Here is a 7,475-nt window from a genome sequence, read left to right as displayed (position 1 = left end):
CCGACGGGCTGGGCGCGCTGGTCGCCGGGACGGTCGGGCCGGTCGCGCCGGTCGTCGGCGCGGTCGCCGTCGCGCTGGTGGCGGTGCCGGCCGTGCCGGGCCGGCCGTGGCAGGGGCCGCTGGCCGTGCTCGCCGCGCTCGCCGTCGCCACCGGCCTGCTGCGCCATCTGGTACGCCGGCTCGGCGGCATCACCGGCGACGTGCTGGGGGCCGTCGTGGAGGTGGTGACCACGCTGGTCTACCTGGGCTTGGTGCTGTCCGGCTGAGGACGACGCGGCGCGCCGGGTAGCGTTTGCCCCGACAGCACCGGCACGGCCTTCCGGGGGACGACTTGCTCATCACGGACGACTTCCTGCCCGTACCGGTCCCGGAGTCGCTCAGCGCGACCTACCTGGTACCGGTGGCGGGGTTGCCACCGGTGAGCCCGAAAACGGCGGTACGGAGTCTCGCCGGTCGCCTCGCCGACCCGGTGTACGGCCTGGCCACGCAGATGCTGGACAGTCCGCTGATGTCGGTGGACACCCGGTCGATCGACGAGTTCCCGCAACTGCCGCCGGACCTGCTCACCGCGTTCGGCGCGACCGAGGCCCAGCTGGGCCGGCTCGCCGCCGCCAGTCACCTGGTGGTGGTGCAGGCCGAGTACCGGCCGGGTTGGCCACCGGCGCACGAGTGGGCGGCCCGCGCGGTGGCCGCCGCGGTGGCCGAGTCCGTCGGCGGTGACGTGGTGGACGTGTTCGGGTTGCAGTTCCTCGACCCGGCGACGGCGTTGAAGTCGCTGCCGGACGCGCAGGGCCGGATCCGGCTGGTCGACTGGGTGCTCGTGCCGTACTCCTCGGACACCGAGGGGCTGTGGTTCACCACCAAGGGGCTGCGCCGCTTCGGGCTGCTGGAGTTGCAGACCCAGGGGGTGCCCGACCATCTCACCCGGGCCTGGGGCGCGGTGCTGACCGGTGCCGCCCGCCGGCTGCTGCGGGACTGGACCGACGGGCTGGCCGGCGAGGAGGTGCCGGCGTTCGTGCAGCTACCGGTGCTGGCCACGGTGACCGGGCACGACATCGCGGTGGCGTACGGCAATCCGGAGCAGCACGGCGCGACGGCCCCGGTGCTGCTGCGGCTGGAGCTGGACCCGGCGACCGACCCGGACGCCGACTCGTTCCTGAGCCTGCGCCCGCCGCCCGGTCATCCCGGCCCGGACGGCCGCTACTTCGCGGCGGCCTGCGCGACCCTGTTCTCCGGCATCGAGCCGGACGTCCGGTACGCCCGGTCCGGCGACGCGATGAGCCGGGCCGTCGCCACCGCCCGCGCCGGGCTGGACGACATCCGGGCCCGGTTCCTCGCCGACGGGCTGCCGCCGGAGGCGCAACTGGTGGTCAAGTACGGCCTGCCCGGCGACGACGGCCCCGAGTACGTGTGGGCCGGGGTCAGCTCGTGGGACGCCCCGGAGCGGATCGTCGGGGCCAGCGCCAGCGACGCCAACACCGACCCCACCGTGCGGATCGGTTCCCCGGTCGTGGTGGCGGTCACCGAGGTCGTCGACTGGGCGGTCCTGGACGGCACCGGCGTCATCGAGGGCGGCTGGACCCAGGCCGTCCTCGACGCCGGCGAACGCCCCCACCCCACCCACTGACCCCCGCCCTCTTCCCCAACCCCGGGCACTCCCCCACCCCGGGGCACTCACCCACCCCGGTGAGCAAGAGGTTTGCGTCAGAAATCCAGGGTCGGGGTGACGCAAACTTCTTGATCACCCGGGCGAACCGGAGGGCCGGGACGAACCGGGCTGGAGCGAGCCGCAGGGCCGGGTGGGGGTGGAGTCAGCGGACGGAGGGGGTGACGAAGGGTGGACGGGTGACCCGCATCTGGGCGCGGCGGCCCCGGATGTCGACCTCGACGAGGTCGCCGTCGGCGAGTTTCGGGGTGGTGTCCAGCAGGGCGAGGGCGATGCCCTGCTTGCGGGTGGGGCTGAAGGTGCCGCTGGTGACCGTGCCGACCGGGGCGTCACCGGCGTACACGGTCATTCCGGCACGTGGGATGGCCCGGTCGACGGCCTCCAGGCCGCGCAGCGTCCGGCGGGGGCCGGCAGCCTTCTCGGCGCGCAGCGCGTCGCGGCCCCAGAAGGCCGGCTTGTCCCAGCCCACGGCCCAGCCGGAGCGCCCCTGCACGGGGGTGATGTCCAGGGAGAGGTCCTGCCCGTGCAGCGGGTAGCCCATCTCGGTGCGCAGGGTGTCCCGGGCGCCCAGCCCGCAGGCCCGCAGCTCGACCCGCTCCCCGGCGGCGAACAGCGCGTCCCAGACGGCGACGGCGTGGTCGGCCGGCACCACCAGCTCGTAGCCCAGCTCACCGGTGGAGCCGGTACGGCAGACGGTCAGCTCGGCACCGGCCAGCGTCGCCGGGGAGAAGCTCATGTACTCGTGCCCGGTGGGCAGGTCCAGCGCGTCGAGCAGCTCGGCCGAGCGGGGGCCCTGCACGGCCAGCACGGCGTACCGGTCGTGCTCGTCGGTGACCTCGACGTCGGCCGGGGCGGCGGCGCGCAGCCGGCGGACCACCTCGGCGGTGTTCGCCGCGTTGGGGATGAGGAAGACGTGGTCGTCGGCGTACCGGTAGGCGATGATGTCGTCGACCACCCCGCCGGTGGCGTCGTCGCAGCAGAGCGTGTACTGCGCCCGGCCCGCCCCGATCCGGTCCAGGTCGTTGGTCAGGCAGGAGTTGACGAACCGGGCCGCGCCGGGGCCGGTGACCCGCGCCTTGCCCAGGTGCGAGACGTCGAAGACCCCGACCGCCGTCCGGACCGCCGCGTGTTCCCTGAGCACGCCGCCACCGGCGTACTCCAGGGGCATCTCCCAACCCCCGAAGGGGGCGAACTTGGCACCGAGCGCGGTGTGTCGCGCGTGCAGCGGGGAACGGCGCAGCCGGGTCGCGGCGGCGTCGGAGGTCACGTCCGTCATGGGTGGCAACTTACCGCCGGGTGTCCCGCTGGTTAGCATCGGCGGGACCCGTCGGCACTTCGGCGGGACGCACCCGCGCTCCGGCGGGTAGGTTGCCGCCGGAGACCATCACCGCCGGTACGCGACGCCGCGGCCGGCCCGGCCCGCCCGGAGTAGCTTCAGTGACATCGTCCAGCACCACCCTCAGCCTGGTCGACACCGACCCCGCCGAGCTCGCGGTCGACGCGATCGTGATCGGCGTGCACAGCCAGACCACCGGCCCGGACGCCACGAGCGGTCCCGCCGGCACCCTGCTGCTCGCCGACGGCGCGGAGAGCATCGCCGCCGCCTTCGACGGCAAGCTGACCGCGACGCTGGCCCTGCTCGGCGCGACCGGTGGCCCCGGTGAGGTGATCAAGCTGGCCACGCTGGGCACGGTCACCGCCCCGCTGGTCGTGGCGGTCGGGTTGGGTCCGGAGCCGACCGGTGCCGCCCCCGCCCCGGAGACCCTGCGCCGGGCCGCCGGCGCGGCGGTCCGGGCGCTGGCCGGGGCACCCCGGGTGGCGCTGAGCCTGCCGCTGCCCGACGACGCCGACGCCCCGGCCGCGCTGCGCGCGGTGGCCGAGGGGGCGCTGCTCGGCGGCTACCGGTTCGCCGGTTACAAGACCAAGCCGCAGCCGTCCCGGCGGGAGCCGGTGGCCGAGGTGCTGATCGCCGTTCCGGACGCCGCCGACGCGACCGCGCGGGCCGAGGTCGACCGGGCCACCGCCGTGGCCGGCGCGGTGCGTACCAGCCGCGACTGGGTCAACACCGCGCCGAACGAGCTGCGTCCGCCGGCCTTCGCCGAGGCCGTCGCCACCGCCGCCCGGGCCGCCGGGCTCGATGTCGAGGTGCTCGACGAGGAGCAGCTGCGGGCCGGCGGGTACGGCGGGATCACCGCCGTCGGGCAGGGCTCGGAGGCCCCGCCGCGGCTGGTCAAGCTGACCTGGACCCCGCAGGGCCAGACGAACGGCAAGCGGGTGGCGCTGGTCGGCAAGGGCATCACCTTCGACACCGGCGGCATCTCGATCAAGCCGGCGCAGGGCATGTGGGAGATGAAGTCCGACATGGCCGGCGCGGCGGCGGTCGGCGCGGCGATGCTGGCGATCGCGGCGCTCAGGCCGGCCGTGGCGGTGACCGGTTACCTGCCGATGGCGGAGAACATGCCGTCGGGCACCAGCTACCGGCCGGGTGACGTGGTCACCATGTTCAACGGCAAGCGGGTCGAGGTGCTCAACACCGACGCCGAGGGCCGGATGATCCTCGGCGACGCGATGGCCCGCGCCTGCGCCGACGGCACCGACTACCTGTTCGAGACGTCCACCCTCACCGGCGGGCAGGTGATCGCGCTGGGCAAGCGGATCTCCGGGGTGATGGGCACCCCCGAGCTGTGCGAGCGGGTGAAGGTGGCCGGTGACACGGTCGGCGAGCCGGCCTGGCCGATGCCGCTGCCGGACGACGTCCGCAAGGGCATGGATTCCGACGTCGCGGACATCTCGCAGGTCAACGCGGGCATGGACCGGGCCGGCCACATGTTGCAGGGCGGGGTGTTCCTGCGCGAGTTCGTCACCGACGACGTGGCCTGGGCGCACATCGACATCGCCGGTCCCGGCTACCACTCGGGGGAGCCGACCGGCTACTGGACCAAGGGCGGCACGGGCGTGCCGGTGCGTACCCTGGTGCAGCTGGTCGAGGACGTCGCCGCCAACGGCTGACGGATTCGCGACACGACGACGGGACGCCTGCGGGCGTCCCGTCCGTGTTTCCCGGGTCGTCGGGCCCGGGGTCGCCGTCAGTACCGCTCGGGGCGGCGCTTGCGGCGTTCGTTGTAGTCGCGCATCCGCTGCGGGTAGCCCATCAACCGGACGTCGTAGATCGGGATTCCCAGGGCATGGGCGAAACGACGGGCGGCGTCCGGGCCGTCGATGCGTCGCCGGGTCCACTCGCCGTCGTCGGCGATCATGATGACGGTGGTGTCGGTCATCGTGGTCCGGGGTTCGACGAACGCCTCGACCCCCCGGCGGGTGCGGGCGAAGTTGGCCAGGTGATCCAGGTCGGCCCGGTCGGCCGGCCGGTCACGGTTGGCCGGGGTCGGCGGTTTGCGTCGCCGGAACAGCGCCACCGGGCACTCCTCTCCCCCGTCCGTCGTCGGGAACCGGTGCCAAGAGTACGTGTCGGGGACGTGTCGTTGGGCACCTCGGTACGCGCTGCGGACGCGCTAGTGACAAGATGACCGAGGTGGGGTCTGCCCGTGGCGCCCCACCGTGACCCCCCGATGCAGCGAAGCGACCAGGGAGTTGGACGTGAGCGAGCCGAACGACGCAACCTTCGACATCGTCATTCTCGGAGGTGGCAGCGGCGGCTACGCGGCGGCGCTGCGTGCCGCCCAGCTTGACCTCTCCGTCGCGCTGATCGAGAAGGGCAAGCTCGGCGGCACCTGCCTGCACAACGGCTGCATCCCGACCAAGGCGCTGCTGCACGCGGCGGAGATCGCCGACCAGACCCGCGAGTCGGCGCAGTTCGGCGTCAAGGCCGAGCTGGTCGGCATCGACATGGCCGGGGTCAACTCGTACAAGGACGGGGTGATCGCCCGCCTCTACAAGGGCCTCCAGGGGATGATCAAGGGCAACAAGGCGATCACCGTCGTCGAGGGCCACGGCCGGCTGGTCGGCCCGAACGTCGTCGAGGTCGACGGCAAGCGGTACACCGGCCGCAACGTGATCCTGGCCTCCGGCTCGTACGCGAAGAGCCTGCCCGGCCTGGAGGTCGACGGCGAGCGGATCATCACCAGCGACCACGCGCTGACCCTGGACCGGGTGCCGGCGTCGGTGATCGTGCTGGGTGGCGGCGTGATCGGCGTCGAGTTCGCCAGCGTGTGGAAGTCCTTCGGGGTGGACGTCACCATCGTCGAGGCGCTGCCCCGGCTGGTGGCCGCCGAGGACGAGGAGTCGTCGAAGGCGCTGGAGCGGGCGTTCCGCAAGCGGAAGATCAACTTCAAGGTCGGCAAGCCGTTCGAGAAGGTCGAGAAGACCGAGAAGGGCGTGAAGCTGACCATCGCCGGCGGCGAGACCGTCGAGGCCGAGCTGCTGCTGGTCGCCGTCGGCCGGGGCCCGAACACCGCCGACCTCGGTTACGAGGAGCAGGGCGTCAAGCTCGACCGGGGGTACGTGCTGACCGACGAGCGGCTGCGCACCGGCGTGCCGAACGTCTACGCGGTCGGCGACATCGTGCCCGGCCTCCAGCTCGCCCACCGGGGTTTCGCCCAGGGCATCTTCGTCGCCGAGGAGATCGCCGGCCTGAACCCGGCCGTGATCGACGAGGCCGGCATCCCGCGCGTCACCTACTCCGACCCGGAGCTTGCGTCGGTGGGCCTGACCGAGGCGAAGGCCAAGGAGCAGTACGGCGACAAGGTCAAGGTCTACAACTACAACCTCGGCGGCAACGGCAAGAGCCAGATCCTCAAGACCGCCGGTTTCGTGAAGCTGGTCCGGGTCGAGGACGGCCCGGTGGTCGGCGTCCACATGGTCGGTGCCCGGGTCGGTGAGCTGATCGGCGAGGCGCAGCTCATCTACAACTGGGAGGCCTACCCGGCGGAGGTGGCGCAGCTCGTGCACGCCCACCCGACCCAGAACGAGGCGCTGGGCGAGGCGCACCTGGCCCTGGCCGGCAAGCCGCTGCACGCGCACGCCTGACCCACACTCATTCCGCGACGCCGGCGGCAAGCGGGCGAGGATCGCACCAGGCCACGAAGGAGTTTCAGAACATGCCGGTATCGGTCACCATGCCTCGGCTCGGCGAGAGCGTCACCGAGGGCACCGTCACCCGCTGGCTCAAGCAGGAGGGCGAGACCGTCGAGGTCGACGAGCCCCTGCTGGAGGTCTCCACCGACAAGGTCGACACCGAGATCCCCTCCCCCGCCGCGGGGGTGCTGAGCCGGATCGTGGTCGGCGAGGACGAGACCGCCGAGGTGGGCAGCGAGCTGGCCGTCATCTCGGGTGAGGGCGAGTCGGCCGGCGGGGACGCCCCGCAGGCCGACGGTGAGGCCGACGGGCAGGAGCAGGCCGCGCCGGCCCCCGAGCCGACGGCCGCCGCCGAGGGCACCGGCCCGGAGCCGGAGCAGGAGGAGCCGGCCCGGGAGCAGCCGGCGGCGCAGGCCGCCCCGGCGTCGTCGGGCGAGGGCACCCCGGTGAAGATGCCGGCCCTGGGCGAGAGCGTCACCGAGGGTACGGTCACCCGCTGGCTCAAGCAGGTCGGCGAGACCGTCGAGGTCGACGAGCCGCTGCTGGAGGTCTCCACCGACAAGGTCGACACCGAGATCCCGTCGCCCGTCGCCGGCACCGTCCTGGAGATCAAGGTCCCCGAGGACGAGACCGCCGCCGTCGGCGCGGACCTGGCGATCATCGGCGCGGCGGGCGCGGCCCCGGCCGAGTCGAAGCCGGAGCCGGAGCCGGCCCCGAAGGCGCAGGCCCCGAAGGCGGAGCAGCCCAAGGCCGAGGCGAAGCCGGAGCCGCAGGT

General features: G+C 73.4%; 7 protein-coding genes. 5 read left to right on the top strand and 2 right to left on the bottom strand.

Translation table 11 applies throughout. From position 1 onward, the window contains the following. Both ACOJTC_RS27520 and ACOJTC_RS27515 read left to right on the top strand, forming a co-directional pair. A partial coding sequence (locus tag ACOJTC_RS27520) for an adenosylcobinamide-GDP ribazoletransferase (protein WP_420119062.1) occupies nucleotides 1–266 on the top strand: 266 nt, incomplete at its 5' end. Between the two features lie 65 nt (nucleotides 267–331). Further along, nucleotides 332–1,627 carry a DUF2314 domain-containing protein gene (locus ACOJTC_RS27515; protein WP_420119061.1) on the top strand — a complete coding sequence of 432 codons (1,296 nt, stop codon included), beginning with the start codon at nucleotides 332–334 and terminating at the stop codon, nucleotides 1,625–1,627. Nucleotides 1,628–1,811: 184 nt separating this feature from the next. Here ACOJTC_RS27515 and gcvT read toward each other — a convergent pair whose 3' ends face one another. Further along, nucleotides 1,812–2,942, bottom strand: a complete 1,131-nt coding sequence (gene gcvT, locus ACOJTC_RS27510; RefSeq protein ID WP_420119060.1) for a glycine cleavage system aminomethyltransferase GcvT — start codon at nucleotides 2,940–2,942, stop codon at nucleotides 1,812–1,814. Nucleotides 2,943–3,103: 161 nt separating this feature from the next. Between gcvT and ACOJTC_RS27505 the strand changes: the two genes are divergently transcribed. Next, a complete protein-coding gene (locus ACOJTC_RS27505) occupies nucleotides 3,104–4,675 on the top strand; it encodes a leucyl aminopeptidase (RefSeq protein WP_420119059.1) in 1,572 nt (523 codons plus the stop codon). A 77-nt stretch (nucleotides 4,676–4,752) separates the two neighbouring features. On the opposite strand, the gene ACOJTC_RS27500 is transcribed toward ACOJTC_RS27505, so the two are convergent. Next, the gene (locus tag ACOJTC_RS27500; RefSeq protein WP_204927861.1) at nucleotides 4,753–5,082 is read right to left on the bottom strand and encodes a hypothetical protein; all 330 of its coding nucleotides are present in this window, start codon (nucleotides 5,080–5,082) and stop codon (nucleotides 4,753–4,755) included. A gap of 142 nt (nucleotides 5,083–5,224) precedes the next feature. On the opposite strand from ACOJTC_RS27500, the gene lpdA reads away from it, so the two are divergent. Further along, the gene (lpdA, locus tag ACOJTC_RS27495; RefSeq protein ID WP_420119058.1) at nucleotides 5,225–6,652 is read left to right on the top strand and encodes a dihydrolipoyl dehydrogenase; all 1,428 of its coding nucleotides are present in this window, start codon (nucleotides 5,225–5,227) and stop codon (nucleotides 6,650–6,652) included. A 71-nt stretch (nucleotides 6,653–6,723) separates the two neighbouring features. Then, nucleotides 6,724–7,475, top strand: a 752-nt coding sequence (locus ACOJTC_RS27490) for a biotin/lipoyl-containing protein (RefSeq protein WP_420119057.1), incomplete at its 3' end; no start/stop codon positions are given.

The sequence above is a fragment of the Micromonospora sp. genome (assembly GCF_048594385.1).
Taxonomy (GTDB): Bacteria; Actinomycetota; Actinomycetes; order Mycobacteriales; family Micromonosporaceae; genus Micromonospora; species Micromonospora wenchangensis.
Note: the sequence above shows the minus strand (reverse complement) of the source record. Positions and strands in the feature narration are given on the sequence as shown.

Bases quoted from the DNA above. Each gene is read 5' to 3' on its own strand.
- gcvT (WP_420119060.1), bottom strand. From the start codon at position 2,942: ATGACGGACGTGACCTCCGACGCCGCCGCGACCCGGCTGCGCCGTTCC.